The organism is Pseudomonas cremoris (assembly GCF_014230465.1).
In genome coordinates this window covers 181,784-202,589 of sequence record NZ_JAAXCY010000011.1, presented here as the reverse complement: position 1 = coordinate 202,589, position 20,806 = coordinate 181,784, and the positions used below count along the sequence as shown (strand labels likewise).

Sequence of the window (20,806 nt, the reverse complement as noted above, 5' to 3'; positions counted from 1 at the left end):
GCCCACAGTAACCAGGCCGTGTCCGGGCAGCGTACCCAAATCGAACAAGTGGCTACCGCCATGAACCAGATGTCGTCCACCGCCCAGGAAGTGGCGCGCAGCGCGGCGGCGGCGGTCAGCAGCGCCCACAGCGTCAACGACGAAACCGTCAGCGGTCGTGGGTTGGTGCAATCCCAGCAGGGCAGTATTGCGCGGCTGGCTTCGGAAATTGAACAGTCGGTGCACGTGATCAACCAGTTGGCTACCGACAGCCAATCCATCAGTAGCGTACTGGAAGTGATCAAAAGCATTGCCGAACAAACCAACCTGCTGGCGCTCAATGCCGCCATCGAGGCCGCCCGAGCCGGTGAGCAAGGGCGTGGTTTTGCGGTGGTGGCCGATGAAGTACGCACCCTGGCGCGGCGTACCCAGCGTTCAACCGAGGAAATCGATCAGATGATCAGTCGGCTGCACAGCGGCGTAGCTGCCGCTGTGAAGGCTATGGGCACCAGCCATGAAATGGCCAACGGCACGGTGGGGCAGTCGGAAAAGGTCCAGCAGGCGTTGGAAAATATCCTCGGAGCGGTAGGCATGATCGTCGATCAGAACCAACAGATCGCCGCAGCCGTGGAACAACAGACGGCGGTCGCTCACGATATCGACCAGAACATCGTCGAAATCAACCGTGCAGGCGAGCACGCAGCCGACGGCGCTCATCAGACCGAAGCAGCAAGTCGACAGCTGTCGATGCAGGTCATCGAGCTGAAGCAATTGATTGGCGCGTTTCGTGTGTAGGCCAAGGGTGTAGGAATTGCCTGTAGCGACTGTGGTGTATGTCCTGATTTCCCTACGGACCTTTTCTGTTCACCTGAATAAGTCAGAATTTGTTCCACTCAAGTCGACTTCCAAGGGAGCACAGTGATGACCACTGCAATCGGCATCAAAGGGCACTGCGCCCACTGCGATATCACCTTCGAACTCAAACCTTGGCAACTGAATGCTATCGCCATTGAGGAACCGTTCGATTGCCCTTACTGCCAACGGGTCCTGCAATTGAATTGCCCAAGGCAATTGCGCGAGTTCAAGGCACTGGATCATTGGGCTATGGTACGCCCCAGCATGCTGGTGCTGACCTGCGTGGTGCTCCTCGTGGCCTTGGTGGCGGAGTGGGTGGGGCTGATCAGCGTGATCGGGCAGTTCAACGTATCGCTGGTCGTGCTGCTGGTGCATTTTTTGGTACTGCGATATGTCCGCTACCGCCAGCGGATTACGCTGGACCTGCAAGTGGTTACGCCGGCATTACCAATTGAACAGCTCGCACGCATTGCGTGTGCTCGCCTCAGCCAGCAATAGGGAGCTGAGGCCCATGCGTTCGGCAAGGGCGTTGCAGATGTCCGGCAAGTGTTGCGGGCTATTGCGCTGGCCGGGGTACATGGCGGGTGCCATATCCGGTGAGTCGGTTTCCAACACCACGGCGTCCAACGGCAACTGTGCCAGCACCTTGTGCATGCGCAGGGCCTGAGGCCAGGTGGCAGCGCCGCCCAGTCCCAGTTTGAAGCCGAGCTTGATGTACTCGCGGGCTTCTTCGCGGCTGCCGGCAAATGCATGGATGATGCCGCCCCGCGGCACGCGGATGCGTTTGAGGGTGGCGATCACCGCCGCGTGGCTGCGGCGAACATGCAGCAGCGCTGGCAGTTGGAAATCCACTGCCAGCTTGAGCTGGGCTTCAAACAGGCGTTGTTGGCGTTCGCGGTCCAGATCTTCAAGAAAGTAGTCCAGGCCGATCTCACCCACCGCGCAGAGTTGTCGGTTGCCGTGCAGGCGCGTCAGCCAGTCGCCCAGCTCCGTCAGGTCGGCGGGCCGGTGGCCGTCCAGATACACCGGGTGCAGGCCAAAGGCGGCGAACAAGCCTGCATCGGCTTGCACCAGGTCCCACAGCCGCTGCCAATTCTGCTGATAAACCCCCAGCACCACCATGCGCCGTACGCCGAGTTCACGGCTGTGGGCGAGGACTTCCCGTCGATCGCTGTCGAAGTCGGGGAAGTCGAGGTGGGTGTGGGTATCGATCAGTTCCACGCTCAGGCCTCGTGGATACGCTGCTTGAACGTGCGGCCGATGGCGTGCACGCCAGGCTGGTAGTGCTGTTCTTCAATCGCCGCTAACGCCAGTTTCAGGGCGGTATCGGCAATCAGTTGATGCTGCTGGGCCATGGCGTTGACGGGCAGCGGCAAAAAATCCAGTAACTGGGTGTCACCAAAGGTGCCCAGGCGCATTTGCCGTTGCTTGAGTGGCACCTCATGCAGCGCATCAAACACACCTTGCAACAGCACGTAGGATGTAGTGATCAGCGCATCAGGCAAATGCCCCAGGCGTTGCAGGAGTTCTTCCATCATCTTTTTGCCGCACTCGCGGCTGAAGGCCAGGCCGTGCTCGATGCTGTTCTCCACGTCGGCGTCGCGCAGGGCCAACGAGAATCCCTTTGTACGCTCCTGGCTGATGCTCAACTCGGCCCGTGCACCCAGCAGCACGATTTGCTTGGGCTTGAGTTGCAGCAGGCTGGCGGTCAATTGCTGGCTGGCCTGGCGGTCATCGCTGACCACCGAGCAAAACTGCGTCGAGTCCATTTCCCGGTCGATCGCAATCACCGGCAGGCCCTTGGCTTGCAGCTCACGGTAACTGTCGTCGCTGGGCTGCAGGCAACTGGCCACAAACAACGCATCACAGCGCCGGGCGCGGAACAGTTGCAGCAACTGGCGCTCGCTGTCGGCCTCATCGTCGGAACTGGCGATCAGCAATTGATAGCCGCGTGCCCGCGCACCTTGCTCCAAGAGCTTGGCGATGCGTGCGTAACTGGGGTTTTCCAGGTCGGGCAGGATAAAGCCCAAGGTGCGCGTGTGCCGACTGCGCAGACCGGCGGCCTGGGGGTTGGGGGTAAAGCCATGGGCTTCAACCACGGCACGCACCCGCTCGACGGTTGCGCTACTGATCCGTTGTTGTTCGGCCTTGCCATTGATGACGTAGCTGGCGGTGGTCACGGACACACCGGCGAGACGTGCGATATCACTGAGTTTCAAACCGGGATTTCCTTGTTTTTTTGAGCTTGCCCCGACATTTTGTCCAATCGTAACCGATTCCAGCACACGACCAAGGTCCAAGCTCAAACGCCGAGTGGTTCTTCAAGGTTGCGCAATTAACGCGTAATCTGCCATAAATTCTAGATTAAACGTTTCAGCAAGCGTATTTTTACGATATTCGCTACTGAGTGGCTACTGCCAATTGACTACTCAGTCAGTTATTTCGCAACGCCATACACTGTTATTTCAAAACAATACCTAGTGCACCCACCGCACTAACTAGGAGAACGGCATGCTTGAGCTCACTGTAGAGCAGATTTCCATGGGCCAGGTGGCTGTGGATAAATCTGCTGCCTTGCACCTGCTCGCTGAAAAACTGGTGGCCGATGGCCTGGTCGCCGAGGGTTACCTCAGCGGCTTGCAAGCCCGTGAAGCCCAAGGCTCGACCTTTCTCGGCCAAGGCATTGCCATCCCCCACGGCACCCCCGAAACCCGCGACCAGGTGTTTTCCACCGGCGTGCGCCTGCTGCAGTTCCCCGAAGGGGTGGACTGGGGCGATGGCCAGATCGTCTACCTGGCCATCGGCATCGCCGCCAAATCCGATGAACACCTGCGCCTGCTGCAACTGCTCACCCGCGCCCTCGGTGAAACCGACCTGGGCCAGGCGTTGCGCCGAGCCGGGTCCGCAGAGGCGTTGCTGAAACTGCTGCAAGGTGCGCCGCAGGAACTGGCGCTGGACGCGCAGATGATCAGCCTCGGCGTGTCTGCCGATGACTTTGAAGAGCTGGTCTGGCGCGGTGCGCGCCTGCTACGTCAGGCCGATTGCGTCAGCAATGGTTTTGCCGCCGTCTTGCAACAAGTCGATGCGCTGCCCCTGGGCGATGGCCTGTGGTGGCTGCACAGTGAGCAGACCGTCAAGCGACCGGGCCTGGCATTTGTCACGCCGGACAAGCCCATGCGTTATCTCGGCCAGCCGCTCAATGGCCTGTTCTGCCTGGCCAGCCTCGGCGAAGCCCATCAAGCTCTGCTGGAGCGCCTGTGCGCCTTGCTGATCGAAGGTCGTGGTCAGGAACTGGGTCGCGCCACCAGTAGCCGTGCCGTGTTGGAAGTACTCGGTGGCGAGTTGCCGCCCGATTGGCCCAGCGCCCGTATCACCCTGGCCAACGCCCATGGCTTGCACGCGCGCCCGGCAAAGATCCTCGCACAATTGGCAAAGAACTTTGATGGCGACCTCCGCGTGCGCATCGTCGATGGCCCGGTGGGCGCCGTGTCGGTGAAAAGCCTGAGCAAGCTGCTGAGCCTGGGTGCACGGCGCGGCCAGGTGTTGGAATTTGTCGCCGAACCGACGATTGCCGGCGACGCGCTGCCCGCCCTGTTGGCCGCGGTGGAAGAAGGCCTTGGCGAAGAAGTCGAACCGCTGCCGACCGTGAGTGCCCAGCCCGCAGTCCTCGATATCGAGCCGGTGATCAACGCGCCCTTGGCCGGCAGCCAGATCCAGGCCATTGCCGCTGCGCCGGGCATTGCCATTGGCCCTGCGCATATCCAGGTTCAACAGGTGTTCGAATACCCACTGCGCGGCGAGTCCGCCGTGATCGAACGTCAACGCCTGCAAACCGCCTTGATCGACGTGCGCGGTGACATTCAGGGTTTGATCGAGCGCAATCCGTCCAAGGCCATCCGCGAGATTTTCATCACCCACCAGGAAATGCTCGACGACCCGGAATTGACCGACGAAGTCGACACCCGCCTCAAGCAAGGTGAAAGCGCCGAAGCCGCGTGGATGAGCGTGATCGAAGCCGCCGCCAAACAGCAAGAGTCGTTGCAGGACGCCTTGCTCGCCGAGCGCGCCGCCGACCTGCGTGACATCGGTCGTCGTGTATTGGCGCAACTGTGCGGTGTCGAAACCGCTCAGGAACCCAGTGAACCCTACATCCTGGTGATGGACGAAGTCGGTCCATCCGACGTTGCGCGCCTGGACCCGGCGCGTGTCGCCGGCATCCTCACTGCCCGTGGTGGCGCCACGGCCCACAGCGCCATCGTCGCTCGTGCCCTCGGCATTCCTGCGCTGGTTGGCGCGGGTCCTGGTGTGTTGCTGCTGGCCTCTGGTACGCCATTGTTGCTCGACGGCCAGCGCGGCCGCCTGCACGTGGACGCCGACGCCGAGACCCTGCACCGCGCCACTGTCGAGCGCGACACCCGCGAGCAGCGCCTGCAAGCCGCTTCGGCCCAGCGCCATGAGCCGGCATTGACCCGCGACGGCCACGCGGTAGAAGTGTTCGCCAACATCGGCGAAAGCGCCGGCGTCGCTAGCGCAGTAGAGCAGGGCGCCGAAGGCATCGGCTTGTTGCGCACCGAACTGATCTTCATGGCTCATCCGCAAGCCCCGGATGAAGCCACCCAGGAAGCCGAATACCGCCGTGTACTCGACGGCCTCGGCGGTCGTCCGCTGGTGGTGCGCACCCTGGATGTGGGCGGTGACAAGCCGCTGCCGTATTGGCCGATTGCTCAGGAAGAAAACCCCTTCCTCGGCGTGCGCGGCATTCGCCTGACCCTGCAACGCCCACAGATCATGGAAGCGCAATTGCGCGCGCTGCTGCGCTCGGCAGACAACCGTCCGCTGCGCATCATGTTTCCCATGGTCGGCAGCGTTGATGAATGGCGTGCCGCCCGTGACATGACTGAACGCCTGCGCCAGGAAATCCCGGTGGCCGACCTGCAACTGGGCATCATGATCGAAGTCCCATCGGCGGCTTTGCTCGCGCCGGTACTGGCCAAGGAAGTCGACTTTTTCAGCATCGGCACCAACGACCTGACCCAATACACCCTGGCCATCGACCGTGGCCACCCAACCCTGTCGGCCCAGGCCGATGGCCTGCACCCGGCGGTACTGCAACTGATCGACATCACCGTGCGTGCCGCCCATGCCCATGGCAAGTGGGTTGGCGTGTGCGGCGAGTTGGCCGCCGACCCGCTGGCGGTGCCGGTGCTGATCGGCCTGGGTGTGGATGAGTTGAGCGTGTCGGCCCGCAGCATCCCGGAAGTGAAAGCGCGGGTGCGTGAATTCAGCTTGAGCGAGGCCCAGGGCCTGGCGCAAAAAGCACTGGCGGTGGGCTCGCCCGCCGACGTGCGTGCCCTTGTGGAGGCCGTGTAAATGGCAAGGATTCTGACCCTGACGCTGAACCCGGCGTTGGACCTGACGGTGCGCCTGCCGCGCCTGGAACCGGGTGAAGTCAATCGCAGTGAAACCATGCTCACCCATGCCGCCGGCAAAGGCGTGAATGTGGCGCAGGTGTTGGCAGACCTGGGCCATCAAGTGACCGTGGGCGGCTTCCTGGGTGAAGACAACCCGCAGGCTTTCGAGGCGCTGATTGCCAGCCGTGGATTTGGCGATGCGTTCGTTCGCGTTCCGGGCGAAACCCGCAGCAATATCAAGATTGCCGAATACGATGGCCGGGTCACCGACATCAATGCGCCGGGGCCTTGGGTGGGGGAGCAGGCGCAAAAAGAACTGCTCAAGAGCGTTGAGGCAATCGGCCTTGAATTCGATGCGGTGGTGGTCGCCGGCAGCCTGCCAAACGGCGTCAGCCCGCAGTGGTTTCAGGGGTTGTTGGAAACGTTGAAAAACCTCGGTTTGAAAGTCGCCCTGGACACCAGCGGCGAAGCGCTGCGTGCCGGGTTGAAGGCCGGCCCTTGGTTGGTCAAACCCAATACCGAAGAGCTGGCCGAAGCCCTGGGGCATTGCGCGGATGCTGTCAGCCAATTGCATCAACAGGGTGTGGAGCATGTGGTGGTGTCCGATGGCGCCGCAGGTGTGAGCTGGTTCAGCCCGGGTAGGGCGCTGCACGCCACGCCGCCTAAGGTCAGTGTGGCAAGCACGGTAGGTGCTGGCGACTCATTGCTGGCCGGGATGCTCCACGGGTTGCTCAGTGGCGATACGCCGGAGCAAACCTTGCGCCGGGCCACGGCAATTGCCGCGATGGCGGTGACGCAGATTGGTTTCGGCATCAGCGACGATGCGCAGTTGGCGCACCTGCAAAGCGGCGTCGATGTGCGCACGCTGACAGAACAATAAGAGGGTTTGTGATGAAGTTAGCCATTGTTACTGCCTGCCCGAACGGCATGGTCACCAGTGTGCTGTGCGCTCGCTTGTTGGACGCCGCTGCGCAGCGCCAGGGCTGGAGCACCAGTGTCGAAGTGGTGGATGTGCAGCGCCCTGAACGCCAGTTGTCCCAGGCCACCATTGATGCCGCCGAATGGGTATTGCTGGTCAGCAGCACGCCGGTGGATATGGCGCGGTTTGTTGGCAAACGTGTGTTCCAGAGCACGCCAGCCCAGGCGCTGGCGGATGTGGAAGCGGTGTTGCGTCGAGGTGCCGAGGAAGCGCTGGTGTATGCCGCCACTGAGAGTGCTGCCAAGAGCGCACCGCGTATCGTCGCCGTCACCGCTTGCCCGACGGGCGTCGCCCATACCTTCATGGCGGCCGAAGCCTTGCAGCAAACCGCCAAGCGCCTGGGCTACGATTTGCAGGTCGAGACCCAGGGCTCAGTGGGCGCACGCACGCCGTTGAGCCCGCAAGCGATTGCCGATGCCGACGTGGTGTTGCTGGCCGCCGATATCGAGGTCGCCACCGAGCGTTTCGCTGGCAAGAAGATCTATCGCTGCGGCACCGGCATTGCCCTCAAGCAATCCGAAGCGACCCTCAACAAGGCCCTGGCCGAAGGCACGGTGGAAAGCGCTGCGACCGGCGCGGTGGCCAAGTCGGAAAAAACCGGCGTGTACAAACACCTGCTCACCGGTGTGTCGTTCATGTTGCCGATGGTGGTGGCGGGCGGGTTGTTGATCGCCTTGTCCTTTGTGTTCGGTATTCACGCATTCGAACAGGAAGGCACCCTGGCCGCCGCGCTGAAAACCGTCGGCGATCGCGCCTTCATGCTGATGGTGCCGCTGTTGGCGGGGTACATCGCCTACTCGATTGCCGACCGTCCGGGCATTGCGCCGGGCATGATCGGCGGCTTGTTGGCAGGCACCTTGGGGGCGGGTTTTATCGGCGGCATCTTCGCCGGTTTTCTCGCCGGTTATTGCGTCAAACTGATCACCCGCGCGGTGAAATTGCCCCAGAGCCTGGAGGCACTCAAGCCGATCCTGATCATCCCGTTGCTGGCCAGTTTGTTCACCGGCCTGGCGATGATCTATCTGGTCGGCCCGCCGGTGGCGCGCATGCTGGTGGGCCTTACCGACTTCCTGAGCACCATGGGCACCACCAACGCGGTGCTGCTGGGCATCCTGCTGGGCGGCATGATGTGCGTGGACCTGGGCGGGCCGATCAACAAGGCGGCGTATGCGTTTTCCGTCGGCCTGCTGGCTGCCCACAGCGGCGCACCGATGGCCGCGACCATGGCCGCCGGCATGGTGCCGCCGATTGGCATGGGCATCGCCACGTTCCTGGCGCGACGCAAGTTTGCCCAAACCGAGCGTGAGGCGGGCAAGGCGGCGATGATCCTGGGCATGTGCTTTATCTCCGAAGGCGCGATCCCGTTTGCCGCCAAGGACCCGCTGCGGGTGATCCCGGCGAGCATCGCCGGTGGTGCGTTGACCGGTGCGCTGTCGATGTATTTCGGCTGTGTGCTGGCGGCGCCCCATGGCGGGTTGTTTGTGCTGGTCATTCCGAATGCGATGAACCATGCACTGTTGTATTTGCTGGCGATTGTGGCGGGGAGTGTGTTGACGGGGTTGGTGTATGCGCTGATCAAGCGGCCTGAGGTGGTCGAACTGTCGGTCGCACCCGCCAAAGCCTGACACGGTTCAAAAATGTGGGAGCGGGCTTGCTCGCGAATGCGGTATATCTGTCGCCACATCTGTTGGCTGACCCACCGCATTCGCGAGCAAGCCCGCTCCCACAGTTTGATCTCCACTGATCGCAAGACCTGTGTCATCTCTGATTCATCCCCGCATGCTTAAGTCTCCCTTTTGATTCTCAAGAGGGCACCCGCATGAGCCACTTCGATCTCGGCCGTCGCCGTGTGATGCAAGCCGTCGGCGCCGGGCTGTTGCTGCCGGGCCTGGCCCCGGCGGTCATCGCCTCGGTCAAGGACCGCCCGCAACTCACCGACGGTGTGCAGTCCGGTGACCTGCTCGGCGACCGCGCCATGATCTGGAGCCGCAGCGACCGCCCGGCGCGGATGGTGGTGGAGTGGGACACCCGCAGCGTGTTCAGTAACCCGCGCAAATTCGTCTCGCCCCTGGCCGACAACCGCAGCGACTTCACTGCCCGCGTCGAACTCACCGGCTTGCCCGCCGATCAGGCGATCTTCTACCGCGTGCATTTTGAAGACGCGCAGACCGGCGTCGCCAGCGAACCCTGGTTTGGCCACCTGCGCAGCGTGCCGCAACAGCGTCGCGATATCCGTTTTGTGTGGAGCGGCGACACCGTCGGCCAAGGCTTCGGCATCAACCCGGACATCGGCGGCATGCGCATCTACGAAGCCATGCGCCTGCGCCTGCCGGACTTCTTTATCCACAGCGGCGACACCATCTACGCCGACGGCCCGGTGCCCGCGCAACTCACGGTTGAGGACGGGCGCATCTGGCGCAACATCACCACCGAAGCCAAGAGCAAAGTCGCTGAAACCCTCGACGAATATCGCGGTAATTACCGCTACAACTTGCTGGATGAAAACGTGCGCCGCTTCAATGCCGAGGTGCCGCAGATCTGGCAGTGGGACGACCACGAAGTGGTGAATAACTGGTCGCCGAGCAAGCAACTTGATGAGCGTTACCAGACCAAGGACATCAACACTTTGGTGGGCCGTGCACGTCAGGCCTGGCTGGAATATTCACCGATGCGTCGCCAGGCCGCCGACGGTGGTGGACGCATTTACCGCAAGCTCAGCTACGGCCCGCTGCTGGATGTATTTGTGCTGGACATGCGCAGCTATCGCGGGCCCAACGATGACAACCTGGGCGGCGAAAAACCCTTCCTCGGGCGTGAGCAACTGGAGTGGCTCAAGCGTGAACTCAAGGGCTCCCAGGCACAGTGGAAAGTGATTGCCGCTGATATGCCAATCGGCCTTGGCGTGCCCGATGGTGAGGTGAGCCCTGGTGTGCCGCGCTGGGAGGCCATCGCCAATAATGATCCGGGGGCACCCCAAGGCCGTGAGTTGGAAATTGCCGAACTGTTGGGCTTCCTGCGAGCGCATAAGATACGCAACCACGTGTGGCTGACGGCGGATGTGCATTACTGCGCAGCGCATCACTATCACCCGGATCGGGCGGCGTTCCAGGACTTTGAGCCGTTCTGGGAATTTGTGGCCGGGCCTTTGAATGCGGGGAGCTTTGGCCCGAATGCGCTGGATAAGACGTTTGGGCCTGAGGTGGTGTTCGAGAAGGCGCCGCCTGCACAAAACACCTCGCCGCTTGCTGGCTTTCAGTTTTTTGGCGAGGTGCAGATTGATGGGCAAACGGCGGAGTTGACCGTGATTCTGCGGGACCTGGATGGGGTGTCAGTGTTCCAGCAAAAACTCCAACCCACCTGATTTGGAATGCAATCTAACCTGTGGGAGCGGGCTTGCCCGCGAATGCGGTGTTTCAGTTACACATAGGTTGACTGATACACCGCATTCGCGAGCAAGCCCGCTCCCACATTTTGATCTTCAGCGTTGGTGAGGGATCAGTACACATCCCGGCGGTAGCGGCCTTGTTCGATAAGTCGTTCCACGGCGTCACTGCCCAAAATATCCACCAATGCCTTGTCCACCCCAGCTGCCATCCCTTGCAAGCTGCCGCAGACATAAATCGCAGCGCCGTCAGCCAGCCATTTACGCAGCACATCCGCCGACTCACGCAGGCGGTCCTGTACGTAGATTTTTTCTTCCTGGTCGCGGGAGAACGCCAGGTCCAGCAGTGCCAGATCCCCACTGGCCAACCAGCCTTGCAGCTCGTCCTGGCAGAGGAAGTCGTGGGCGATATTGCGTTCGCCGAACAGCAGCCAGTTGCGTTGCTGGCCATCGGCAACGCGGGCTTTGAGCAGGCTGCGCAGGCCGGCGAGTCCCGTGCCGTTGCCCAGCAGGATCAGCGGCACGGGTGCCTCCGGCAGGTGGAAACCACTGTTGCGGCGCAAGCGCAGGCTGATAGCGGTGCCGATGGCGGCGTACTCGGTGAGCCAGCCTGAACCCAAGCCCAGGCTGCCGTCGGGGTGGCGTTCCTGACGCACGATCAACTCCAACACACCGTCGCTGGCAATCGAGGCAATGGAGTATTCGCGCATGCCCAAGGGTACGAGTGCGTCCACCAGCGCCTGGGCATGCAGGCCTACCAGGTGGGCACGATGAGTCGGCAACTGGCGGGTGGCCAGGGCCTGGTCAAGGGTGTGCGCCATGCCGTCGACCAGCACACCCTCGCTGTTGGCCAGGCCCAATCCTTCGAGGAAGTGCTCGATGGCCCAGGGGCAATTGCGTGGCAGCACTTCCACCAGGTCGCCGGCCTGCCAGGTCTGGGGCGAGGTCGCCGTCAGGCCCAGCAAGTAGACGTCGGAGCCGCTGCTGTCGCGGTTGAGCAGGGTACGCTGGGTCAGCGTCCAGTTTTCGTACTGGGCCGTCGGCCATGCAGCCGTAGGGGCGTGACCGGTGAGCTGGCCGAGTTGTTGTTGCCAGTGCAGCAGGGCGGCGCTGTCGCCGCTGTCCACTTCAATTGGGGCGAACAGCGGGTTGCCGCCCTGGTTGGTCAACCAGAAATGCAGGCGGCGGGCAAAGCCGCAGAAGTGTTCGTATTGACGATCACCCAACGCCAGCACCGAGTAGTTCAGACCCTTGAGGGACAGGTCCTGGCCAAGCACGCTGCGCTCGAAACCACGCGCGCTGTCGGGGGCTTCACCGTCGCCGAAGGTACTGACCACAAACAGCGCATTGTGCGATTGGCGCAGGTCGTCCTGGCTGACGCTGCCCAATGCCTGCACCTTCACCGGCAACCCGGCGGCCTGTAATTGGCCGGCGGTCTGCCAGGCCAGTTGCTCGGCAAAACCGCTCTGGCTGGCAAAACCGATCAGCCACGCCGGAGCATCGCTGTGGTTGGCGCCAAGACCTTTACGCGCATCGCGGACCTGACGTTTTTTGCGGCGTCGGTCCAGGTACAGCAGCCAGCCGGTGATGAAGAACAGTGGCATCAGCAGGGAGCTGACGGTGAGGATGATGCGTCCCGCCAAACCAAAATAACTGCCGGTGTGCAGTGCGTAGATGCTGGTCAGCAACTGCGCCTTGAAGCTCTTGCTGGCGTACTGGGCGTGGGATTTCACCTCGCCGGTGGCTGGGTCCAGGTTGATTTGGTTAAGCGCACGGTCATGGGGCGAATCTTTCAACAGGTAATAGACGGTGGCCGGTTGGCCGGCGACGGCTGGCATGCGGATGTTGTAGGCGCTCAAGCCGGGGCCGGCGTTGCTGTAGATGCTGCTCCACATGGCGTCGTAGTTGGCCACGGGCGCCGGGCCTGCCGGTGGCGGGCCGCGTTTGCGCATGCGTTCATTTTGCGGGGCGTCGGAGAGCAGTTTGGTCACGCCCTGGCTGTACCAGTCGTAGGACCAGGTCAAGCCGGTGAGCGCTGCCAACAGGTAGGCCAGCAAGCACCAGGTGCCGAATACGGAGTGCAAATCCCAGTTGAAGCTGCGGCCCTTTTTGCGCCAGTCCACTGCCAACCAGGCGCGCCAGCTCGCCACTTGGCGCGGCCAGCGCAGGTACAAGCCGGAGAGGCAGAAGAACACCAGGATCAGCGTGCAGGCGCCGGTGATGTTGCGCCCGGTTTCGCCCATCGCGAGGAAACGGTGCAGTTGCAGGATGAAGCCGAACACATCCTGGCCGACGGCGTCGCCCATGTAGTCGCCGGTGTAGGGGTCGAAGTAGCGCATCTGGCCACGGCGTTCGCCGGGCGGCGGGGTGAAGAACACGCGCGCGGCGTTGCCGCTTTCGCTTTCTACCCAGAGCATGGACACGGTCTTGCCTTCGGTGGCTTCCAGCTTGCGCACCAGTTCGGCGGGTGGCAGCACGCCGGCTTCGCGTTTTTCGACGCTGAGTACCGTGGGGTTGAGTGCCCGCAGAATCTCATCCTGAAACGAGACCGCAGCCCCGGTGATCCCCATCAAGGCCAGCACCAGCCCGGCGGTAATGCCGAAGAACCAGTGCAACTGGAACAGGGTTTTCTTCAACACGTCTGACCGCCTCGTCTATCTGGATGTGAATGCCACGGCGCGCATTATGCCGTGAGTTATCGAGAAATATTCTGTTTTACACGCAAAAGCCCCACGCATCCGATGCGTGGGGCTTTTGCTGTTTGCTGTCCGCTTTTAGAAGTGGAAGTTGGTGGAAAGCAGGACTGTGCGACCGGCGGCCTGGTTGGCGAAGTGCGTCGAGAAGGCCTTGTCGTAGTAAACCTTGTCAGTCAGGTTTTGTACGTTCAATTGCAGGTCGACGTTCTTGGTCAACTTGTAGCTGGCCATGGCGTCGTAGCGTGTGTAGGACGGCACATACACGAGGTTGCCAGCATCACCATAGACTTCATCGACGTAGAACGCGCCGCCACCGACGGTGAGCTTGGAGGTGATGTCGTAGGTGGTCCACAGGCTGAAGGTGTTCTTCGGCGTGTTCGGCATTTGATTGCCTTTGCTTGAACCCACGCCGACATTGCCGTTACGGCCATTGAGCCCCGCGTTGACGAGCTCACTGTTGAGGTGGCTGTAGCCCGCAAATACCTGCCATTGATCGGTGATCTTGCCACTGGCGGACAACTCCACTCCGTCAACTCGGGATTCACCGGCGTTTTGGTAGGTCATGTCACTTACCAGGATGCGGGTGTTTTTCTTCTCGGTACGGAACACAGCAGCGGTCAGGGACAAGCGGTCGTGGAACAGGTCCCACTTCGTGCCGAGCTCGTAGTTGACGGTTTCTTCTGGCTGCAGGTCGCTGGTGGCCGAGCCTGCTGACAGTGGGTTACCGTCCGAGCCTTCACCGACCAAGCCGCCGGGTGGCGTTGCGGAGGTTGCGTAGGACGCGTAGATGCTACCGTTTTCCAGCGGTTTCCAGACCAGGCCGGCCTGCCAGTTGAAGAACTGGCTGTCTTCTTTGATTTTGGTGCGGCTGGTGGCGGAATCGGTGTTGGCAACCGTGTCGAAGGTGTCATAGCGCAGGCCGACGTTGAGCAGCCATTTCGGGTCTAGCTCAATGGTGTCGAACACATACGCGCCGCGGCTGGTGGCCTTGGTGGTGGTGCCGTAGTAGTTCCGGGCGATGCTGCCCGTCCAGGCATCATCCGGGTTCGGGTTGCTCAGGGATGTGCACTGGCCGCCAAGGCTGCCTTTGACCACGGTGCAGTTTGGGTTGGCATTCGGGCTGACGTTATAGCTGCTGGCGCGAGTCTCTTCACCGGTAAATTCCAGTCCAGTGGAATAGCTGTGCTTGAAACCCAGCGCCTGGAAACTGCCAAACAGATCGGTCTGGTTGGTGGTCGTGGTGGTGGTCGACACGCGGGTGTTGGCGCGACGCCATACGGTGCCGTATTTGTTCACGTTGAGCTTGCTGTCATCCGGCTGAGTGAGGATGTAGTCCTGGCCGGTGCTGCCATGACGCAGGGTGTTTTTCAGCGTCATGTTGTCGTTCAGGTCGTGCTCGACGGAAAAGGTGCTGATATCGGCGCGGGTCTTGCGGAAGTCGCGGCTCTTGAGGCCGTAGAAGTTGTTGCTGTCACCGCCATCGTTGGGTTTGTCATGCACGTGTGCAGTCGCGGTCGACGAGCCATAGCCGTAAGGAATCCCCGAATCCGGCAGATCGTTACTTTCCATGTGGTAGTAGCTGAGGTTGACGCGGGTCGGGGTGCCCAGGCCAAACGTCAGCGACGGGGCCACGCCCCAACGGTCGTAATTGATTGCGTCACGGCCGGCGACGTTCTGTTCGTGGCTCATCAGGTTCAAGCGGAACGCAGCGCTGTCGTCGAGGAACTGACGGTTCACGTCGAGCACGTAGCGGCGAGTCTGGTCGGAGCCGTAGGTAAAGCCGCCGTTGGTGAAGTCCCGCGCTTGTGGGGTCTTGCTCACCAGGTTGATGCTGCCACCGGCCGAACCACGACCACCGAAAGAAGAGTTCGGGCCTTTGCTGACTTCGATGGACTCGATGTCGAAGATCTCGCGGCTCTGGCCGCCGGTGTCGCGCACGCCGTCCAGGTACGTGTCGCCCTGGGCGTCAAAACCACGGATGAACGGACGGTCGCCCTGTGGGTTGCCGCCTTCGCCGGCGCCGAACGTGATCCCCGGTACGGTGCGCAAGGCATCTTGCAACGAGGTGGCGGCGGTGTCCTTGAGAACCTGTTGTGGCACCACAGTGACCGAGCGCGGAGTGTCGACCAGCGGCGCGGTGTACTTCTGCGACGAGGCTTTTTCCACTTGGTAGGAGGTGTTGTCCTGTTCCTGGCCGGTGATGCTGGTGGCGCCCAGAGAAATGCTGTTGCGCTCGCCTTTTTGTTCGGTGTCTTCAGCCGCTTGCGCCAGGTGGGCAGCAGAGCTTGCAGTGAGAGCAACGCCGATGGCCGAAGCCAGCATGCGTGGTGAACTGGCAGGTGTTTTTATTGAAGTGCGCGACATGACGTGTCCTTTCCCCAAGGATGTGAGGCCGCGGAATATAGGGTGAACAAGTATTCATATCAATTGCGATACATTGCTAATTGCGTTGAATTTACATTCTTTACACTTTCCGCTTACGGTTTTTACGATCTCATCCGTCCACGGTGTTTTACAGGCTTGATAAGAATCAATACCATTGGCATCTCTCTGATTTCAGGTGGTATCGCCCCATGCTGCTGCATATTCCCGGCCTGTTCTCTCGTGAGGAAGTGCAGCGCATTCGCCAAGCGCTGGAAACCACCGAATGGGCCGACGGCAAAATCACCGCCGGGCACCAATCCGCGAAAGCCAAGCACAACCTGCAATTGCCCGAAGGCCACCCACTGGCCAAGGAAATCGGCGCCGCGATGCTCGAACGGTTGTGGAAAAATCCGCTGTTTATGTCAGCGGCGTTACCGAACAAGGTCTTCCCGCCGCTGTTCAATTGCTACACCGCTGGTGACAGTTTCGATTTCCACATCGACAACGCCGTGCGCCAGGCACGGGGCAGCTTTGAGCGGGTGCGTACCGACCTGTCGTCCACCCTGTTCTTCAGCGACCCTGATGAATACGACGGCGGCGAACTGGAGATCCAGGACACTTTCGGTCTGCAGCGGGTCAAGCTGCCCGCCGGCGACATGGTGCTGTACCCCGGCTCCAGCCTGCACAAAGTCAACGCCGTGACCCGTGGCGCACGCTATGCCTCATTTTTCTGGACCCAAAGCCTGGTACGCGAAGACAGCCAGCGCACCCTGCTGTTCGAAATGGACGGTGCGATCCAGCAATTGACCGCAGACGTGCCCGACCACCCGGCGTTGATCCAGCTCACCGGCACTTACCACAACCTGCTGCGCCGCTGGGCTGAGGTCTGACATGGGCTTTTTGCTGCGTCGTGAAGAAGTGCTCAATGTCGAGCAGTTGCAAAGCATGCTGGATGAGTCCCCGGTGCGCGCTGCCCAGGCGATCTTGATGGCGGCGAAGGAGGGCGTGGTCGACGCCCAGGCGCTGCTCGGGCAAATCTTGCTGGAAGGCCGTGGCATTGCACGGGATGAAGCCTTGGCACTGCGCTGGTTCCAGATCGCGGCTCAAAGCGGGCACCTGATGGCACGCAATATGGCCGGGCGGTGCTTAGAGCATGGCTGGGGTTGCGCCACCGATGAGGCGGCGGCTGCACGGGAATACCACGTGGCGGCTGAGGCGGGGTTGGATTGGTCGCAGTACAACTACGCCAATCTGCTTGCCACTGGGCGCGGTGTTGCAGAAGACCAACCGCAAGCCTTGACCTTTTATCGCTTGGCTGCTGAACAAGGCCACGCCAAGTCGATGAACCTGGTGGGACGTTATCTGGAAGACGGCCGGTTCTGCCAACGGGACTTGGAGGCGGCAGTGGACTGGTATCGACGCTCAGCCGAAGGCGGGGATTTTCGCGGGCAGTTCAGCTACGCGGCGGTGCTGGCGGACAGGGGGCAGGTCGACGTGGCGCTGGAGTGGTTGCGCAAGGCGTTGGTGGGAGGGAATTTGAAGTTCCTGCGTACAGCGTACAAGGCGTTGGCCGCAGCGAATGATCCGCAGGTTCGGGCGATGGCCGATGCCTATCAACAGCGCGCCAAAAGCCTTTCCTGAGGCGTAAAAAAACCCATGACATGTCATGGGTTTTTTATTGACGGCTGCCTTACACGTAAAACGACTTCAACGGCGGAAACCCATTGAACTCAACCGCGCTGTAGCTGGTGGTGTACGCACCCGTCGACAACCAGTACAAACGATCACCAATCGCCAGGTTCAACGGCAGGCCGTACTTGTAGTTTTCGTACATGATGTCGGCGCTGTCGCAAGTAGGACCAGCGATGACCACTTCTTCCATCTCGCCTTTCTTCTCGGTCCAGATCGGGAACTTGATGGCTTCGTCCATGGTTTCGATCAGGCCGGAGAATTTGCCCACGTCCGTGTACACCCAACGCTCGACGGCGGTGCGGGATTTACGTGCAACCAATACCACTTCGCTGACCAGGATACCGGCGTTGGCGATCAGCGAACGGCCTGGTTCCAGGATGATTTCCGGCAGGTCGTCGCCGAAGTCTTCCTTGAGGAAGCGGATGATTTCTTCGGCGTAGGTTTCCAGGCTGTTGGTACGGGTGATGTAGTTGGCCGGGAAGCCGCCGCCCATGTTGATCAGCTTGAGGTGGATGCCGTCTTCTTCCTTCAGGCGTTCGAAGATCACTTTGACCTTGGCGATCGCCGCGTCCCACACGCTGATGTCGCGCTGTTGGGAACCGACGTGGAACGAGATGCCGTACGGCACCAGGCCCAGGTCACGGGCCAGGATCAGCAGGTCCATGGCCATGTCGGTCTGGCAGCCGAATTTGCGCGACAGAGGCCAGTCAGCCGTGGTCGAGCCTTCGGTGAGGATACGTACATACACTTTCGAACCCGGCGCGGCCTTGGCGATGTTGCGCAGGTCGGCTTCGGAGTCGGTGGAGAACAGGCGCACGCCTTTCTCGTAGAAGTAACGGATGTCCTTGGATTTCTTGATGGTGTTGCCGTAGCTGATACGGTCGGCGCTGACGCCACGGTCCATCACCTTGTCCAGCTCGTAGATCGAGGCGATGTCGAAGCTCGAACCTTTCTCTTTGAGCAGGTCGATGATCTCGACGGCCGGGTTGGCCTTGACCGCGTAATAGACCTTGGCGAATTCGAAACCGGCGCGCAGGTCATCGTAGGCCTGGCTGATCATCGCGGTGTCGATCACCACGAACGGGGTTTCTTGCTTGTCGGCGAACGCCTTCATTTTGTCAAAAGTGGCGCGCGCGAAATAATCTTCGACGTTGATCGACATGCTGGGAACTCCTAAGGGCAAACTAGATTGATCAATGGGTGCAAATGAACGTCCTCCGTATCCCCACTTTGGTTCGCCTACTTCCCAAGGCATGTCGCCGAAAGCAAAAAGGCCATGGGATTAACCGCTTCCCTTGGCCTTGCTGTCTCGTCGTCAGTACTTGAGCCGGATGGATCGTTTCCAGCATGGACGTTCGGCGCGAACTTTAGGGCGTGAGGGGCTTGAGATCAACTAAAAATGTCGCGTTTTTGCACGCGTTCGTCGCGAGCACCCGTGCAGCTACTTATGTAACCGACAGGTGTGACGGATTGATGTTCCCCGGAGGGGGCAAATCGGCGGGATTTCCCTGATACACCATAGAGCAAATGTGGGAGGGGGCTTGCCCCCGATTACAGTGTGTCAGTCAGCTTATCGGTAGCTGGCACACCGCTATCGGGGGCAAGCCCCCTCCCACAGTTTTAACCGAGTGGTGTCAGATCAGGCCAGGGCGGTTTCCGCAGGGGAGACGATACTGGTCTTGCCGCCACGGGATTTACCCGAGCTCAAGTACTCGGCAATCGACTCCTGCGTCACCTCCCCCAAAAACACCCGCTCCGCATCCATCACCGGCAACCACGAGCGGTTGAACTCGTACATGCGCGACAGCAGGATGCGCAAATGCTCGTCATACGCCGCCGTGGCGTTGAATTCGCGCAGGTACTGGCCGCAGGTGCCGGTCTGACGGTGCAAGTCGCGACGTCGTACATAACCCAGCGCCTTGTTCTCGGCGCAGGTCACCACCACATAGCGGCGGTCATGTTCGTCCATCAATTCCAGCGCATCGGCCACCGGGGTTTCCGGGCTCACCGACGGCGCGTTGTCCGCCGCATCCTCGGCCTTCACCAGCAGCAGGCGCTTGAGGGTGCTGTCCTGACCCACGAAGTTGCTGACGAATTCGTCGGCCGGGTGCGCCAGCAGCGTGTCCGGGTGGTCGATCTGCAGCAGCTTGCCGGCGCGGAAGATGGCGATCTTGTCACCTAGCTTGATGGCTTCGTCGATGTCGTGGCTGACCATGATCACGGTCTTGTTCAGCGCGCGTTGCATCTCGAAGAACTCGTTCTGGATCATTTCACGGTTGATCGGGTCGACTGCGCCGAACGGCTCATCCATCAACAGCAACGGCGCATCGGCCGCCAACGCACGGATCACACCGATCCGCTGTTGCTGGCCACCGGACAACTCACGCGGGTAGCGGTGCAGGTACTGCTTGGGCTCCAACTTGATCATGCTCATCAACTCGCGGGCGCGGTCGTGGCATTTCTGTTTGTCCCAGCCGAGCAGTTTGGGCACGACCACGATGTTTTCCTCGATGGTCATGTTGGGGAACAGGCCGATCTGCTGGATCACATAGCCGATGTTGCGACGCAGGGACACTTCATCCAGGTCGGTGGTGTCTTCGCCGTTGATCAAAATCTTGCCCGAGGTCGGTTTGATCAGGCGGTTGATCATTTTTAGCGTGGTGCTCTTGCCGCAACCCGATGGGCCGAGGAATACGCAAATTTCGCCTTCGTTGACGGTCAGGCTCACATCGTTCACGGCGGTGACAGTCTTGCCGTTGCTTTGGAAGGTCTTGGACAGGTTTTGAAGTTCGATCATTTGAGCAATCCTTTTGGAGTCAGCGAGCGTTGCAGCCATTGCAAAAGCAGGTCGGCGAAGATGGCCAGAAGACTGACCAGCACGGCGCCGACGATCAGCATCGACATGTCGCTGCGGCTGATGGAAGCCAGAATAAGTACACCCAGGCCACCGGCGCCGATGGTGGCGGCGATGGTCATCACACCAATATTCATCACCACGGCGGTGCGTACACCGGCGAGGATCACCGGCACGGCGATGGGCAACTCGACCATGCGCAGGCGCTGGCCGAAGGTCATGCCGATGCCGCGTGCGGCCTCGCGAATACCCGGTTCCACGCCGGTCAGGGCCAGGTAGGTGTTACGCATGATCGGCAAGAGGGAGTAGAGGAACACGGCGGTAATCGCTGGCATTGGCCCCAGGCCCTGACCGAACTTGGAGTAGAACGGCAGCAGCAGGCCAAACAGGGCGATGGACGGCACGGTCAGCAGTACCGTGGCGCTGGCTTGTAGCGGGCCAGCCAGCGTCGGGAAGCGGGTCATCAGGATGCCCAGGGGCACGCCAATCAGGATCGCAAGGATCACGGCGATGCCGACCAGGGTGATGTGCTGCCCGGTCAGGTGCAGGACTTGGGCCCAATCAAGATGGGAAAAGGCGTTCAAAAATTCCATG

At 61.1% G+C, this 20,806-nt stretch carries 15 protein-coding genes; 8 read left to right on the top strand and 7 right to left on the bottom strand.

The features are described from left to right. Nucleotides 1–60 precede the first annotated feature (60 nt). On the top strand, nt 61–774 hold the full coding sequence (locus HF257_RS33685; RefSeq protein WP_408635735.1) for a methyl-accepting chemotaxis protein: 714 nt from the start codon (nt 61–63) through the stop codon (nt 772–774). A 126-nt stretch (nt 775–900) separates the two neighbouring features. Further along, complete coding sequence (locus HF257_RS25545; protein ID WP_185708311.1) at nt 901–1,332, top strand: hypothetical protein; 432 nt, start codon at nt 901–903, stop codon at nt 1,330–1,332. Here the strand turns inward: HF257_RS25545 and HF257_RS25540 are convergent. Then, a complete protein-coding gene (locus HF257_RS25540) occupies nt 1,279–2,055 on the bottom strand; it encodes a TatD family hydrolase (protein WP_185708312.1) in 777 nt (258 codons plus the stop codon). The genes HF257_RS25545 and HF257_RS25540 overlap by 54 nt on opposite strands. A gap of 2 nt (nt 2,056–2,057) precedes the next feature. Next, nucleotides 2,058–3,053 (bottom strand): catabolite repressor/activator, encoded by a 996-nt coding sequence (cra, locus tag HF257_RS25535; RefSeq protein ID WP_185708313.1) that lies wholly within the window; start codon nt 3,051–3,053, stop codon nt 2,058–2,060. A 292-nt stretch (nt 3,054–3,345) separates the two neighbouring features. Between cra and ptsP the strand changes: the two genes are divergently transcribed. From ptsP to HF257_RS25515, 4 genes are all read left to right on the top strand, one after another. Then, nucleotides 3,346–6,204 carry a phosphoenolpyruvate--protein phosphotransferase gene (gene ptsP, locus HF257_RS25530; RefSeq protein ID WP_185708314.1) on the top strand — a complete coding sequence of 953 codons (2,859 nt, stop codon included), beginning with the start codon at nt 3,346–3,348 and terminating at the stop codon, nt 6,202–6,204. Continuing rightward, nucleotides 6,205–7,125 (top strand): 1-phosphofructokinase, encoded by a 921-nt coding sequence (gene pfkB, locus HF257_RS25525; protein ID WP_185708315.1) that lies wholly within the window; start codon nt 6,205–6,207, stop codon nt 7,123–7,125. Nucleotides 7,126–7,136: 11 nt separating this feature from the next. Next, a complete protein-coding gene (locus HF257_RS25520) occupies nt 7,137–8,849 on the top strand; it encodes a PTS fructose-like transporter subunit IIB (RefSeq protein WP_185708316.1) in 1,713 nt (570 codons plus the stop codon). 194 nt (nt 8,850–9,043) lie between these two features. Continuing rightward, on the top strand, nt 9,044–10,585 hold the full coding sequence (locus tag HF257_RS25515; protein WP_185708317.1) for an alkaline phosphatase D family protein: 1,542 nt from the start codon (nt 9,044–9,046) through the stop codon (nt 10,583–10,585). 134 nt (nt 10,586–10,719) lie between these two features. On the opposite strand, the gene HF257_RS25510 is transcribed toward HF257_RS25515, so the two are convergent. After that, entirely contained in the window at nt 10,720–13,245 is a 2,526-nt protein-coding gene (locus HF257_RS25510) for a PepSY domain-containing protein (RefSeq protein WP_185708318.1), read from the bottom strand. A gap of 135 nt (nt 13,246–13,380) precedes the next feature. Beyond that, nucleotides 13,381–15,666: a TonB-dependent receptor gene (locus tag HF257_RS25505; RefSeq protein ID WP_185708319.1), complete on the bottom strand. Its 2,286-nt coding sequence runs from the start codon at nt 15,664–15,666 to the stop codon at nt 13,381–13,383. A gap of 209 nt (nt 15,667–15,875) precedes the next feature. Between HF257_RS25505 and HF257_RS25500 the strand changes: the two genes are divergently transcribed. Both HF257_RS25500 and HF257_RS25495 read left to right on the top strand, forming a co-directional pair. Further along, nucleotides 15,876–16,556 carry a Fe2+-dependent dioxygenase gene (locus HF257_RS25500; protein WP_185708320.1) on the top strand — a complete coding sequence of 227 codons (681 nt, stop codon included), beginning with the start codon at nt 15,876–15,878 and terminating at the stop codon, nt 16,554–16,556. A gap of 1 nt (nt 16,557) precedes the next feature. Further along, a complete protein-coding gene (locus HF257_RS25495) occupies nt 16,558–17,307 on the top strand; it encodes a tetratricopeptide repeat protein (protein ID WP_185708321.1) in 750 nt (249 codons plus the stop codon). 49 nt (nt 17,308–17,356) lie between these two features. On the opposite strand, the gene HF257_RS25490 is transcribed toward HF257_RS25495, so the two are convergent. The 3 genes from HF257_RS25490 to HF257_RS25480 all read right to left on the bottom strand — a co-directional run bounded on the left by HF257_RS25490 (nt 17,357) and on the right by HF257_RS25480 (nt 20,805). Beyond that, a complete protein-coding gene (locus tag HF257_RS25490; RefSeq protein ID WP_010213203.1) occupies nt 17,357–18,520 on the bottom strand; it encodes a type III PLP-dependent enzyme in 1,164 nt (387 codons plus the stop codon). A gap of 477 nt (nt 18,521–18,997) precedes the next feature. Then, on the bottom strand, nt 18,998–20,155 hold the full coding sequence (locus HF257_RS25485; RefSeq protein WP_133074677.1) for an osmoprotectant ABC transporter ATP-binding protein OsmV: 1,158 nt from the start codon (nt 20,153–20,155) through the stop codon (nt 18,998–19,000). Continuing rightward, nucleotides 20,152–20,805, bottom strand: a complete 654-nt coding sequence (locus HF257_RS25480) for an ABC transporter permease (RefSeq protein WP_016971596.1) — start codon at nt 20,803–20,805, stop codon at nt 20,152–20,154. The genes HF257_RS25485 and HF257_RS25480 overlap by 4 nt, the downstream gene beginning before the upstream one ends. Nucleotide 20,806: the final 1 nt, after the last annotated feature.

Excerpts from the sequence above, each read along its gene's own strand:
- HF257_RS33685 (WP_408635735.1), top strand. The coding sequence starts at position 61 with ATGAACCAGATGTCGTCCACCGCCCAGGAAGTGGCGCGCAGCGCGGCG.
- HF257_RS25545 (WP_185708311.1), top strand. The coding sequence starts at position 901 with ATGACCACTGCAATCGGCATCAAAGGGCACTGCGCCCACTGCGATATC.
- ptsP (WP_185708314.1), top strand. The coding sequence starts at position 3,346 with ATGCTTGAGCTCACTGTAGAGCAGATTTCCATGGGCCAGGTGGCTGTG.
- pfkB (WP_185708315.1), top strand. The coding sequence starts at position 6,205 with ATGGCAAGGATTCTGACCCTGACGCTGAACCCGGCGTTGGACCTGACG.
- HF257_RS25520 (WP_185708316.1), top strand. The coding sequence starts at position 7,137 with ATGAAGTTAGCCATTGTTACTGCCTGCCCGAACGGCATGGTCACCAGT.
- HF257_RS25515 (WP_185708317.1), top strand. The coding sequence starts at position 9,044 with ATGAGCCACTTCGATCTCGGCCGTCGCCGTGTGATGCAAGCCGTCGGC.
- HF257_RS25505 (WP_185708319.1), bottom strand. The coding sequence starts at position 15,666 with ATGTCGCGCACTTCAATAAAAACACCTGCCAGTTCACCACGCATGCTG.
- HF257_RS25500 (WP_185708320.1), top strand. The coding sequence starts at position 15,876 with ATGCTGCTGCATATTCCCGGCCTGTTCTCTCGTGAGGAAGTGCAGCGC.
- HF257_RS25495 (WP_185708321.1), top strand. The coding sequence starts at position 16,558 with ATGGGCTTTTTGCTGCGTCGTGAAGAAGTGCTCAATGTCGAGCAGTTG.
- HF257_RS25490 (WP_010213203.1), bottom strand. The coding sequence starts at position 18,520 with ATGTCGATCAACGTCGAAGATTATTTCGCGCGCGCCACTTTTGACAAA.
- HF257_RS25485 (WP_133074677.1), bottom strand. The coding sequence starts at position 20,155 with ATGATCGAACTTCAAAACCTGTCCAAGACCTTCCAAAGCAACGGCAAG.
- HF257_RS25480 (WP_016971596.1), bottom strand. The coding sequence starts at position 20,805 with ATGGAATTTTTGAACGCCTTTTCCCATCTTGATTGGGCCCAAGTCCTG.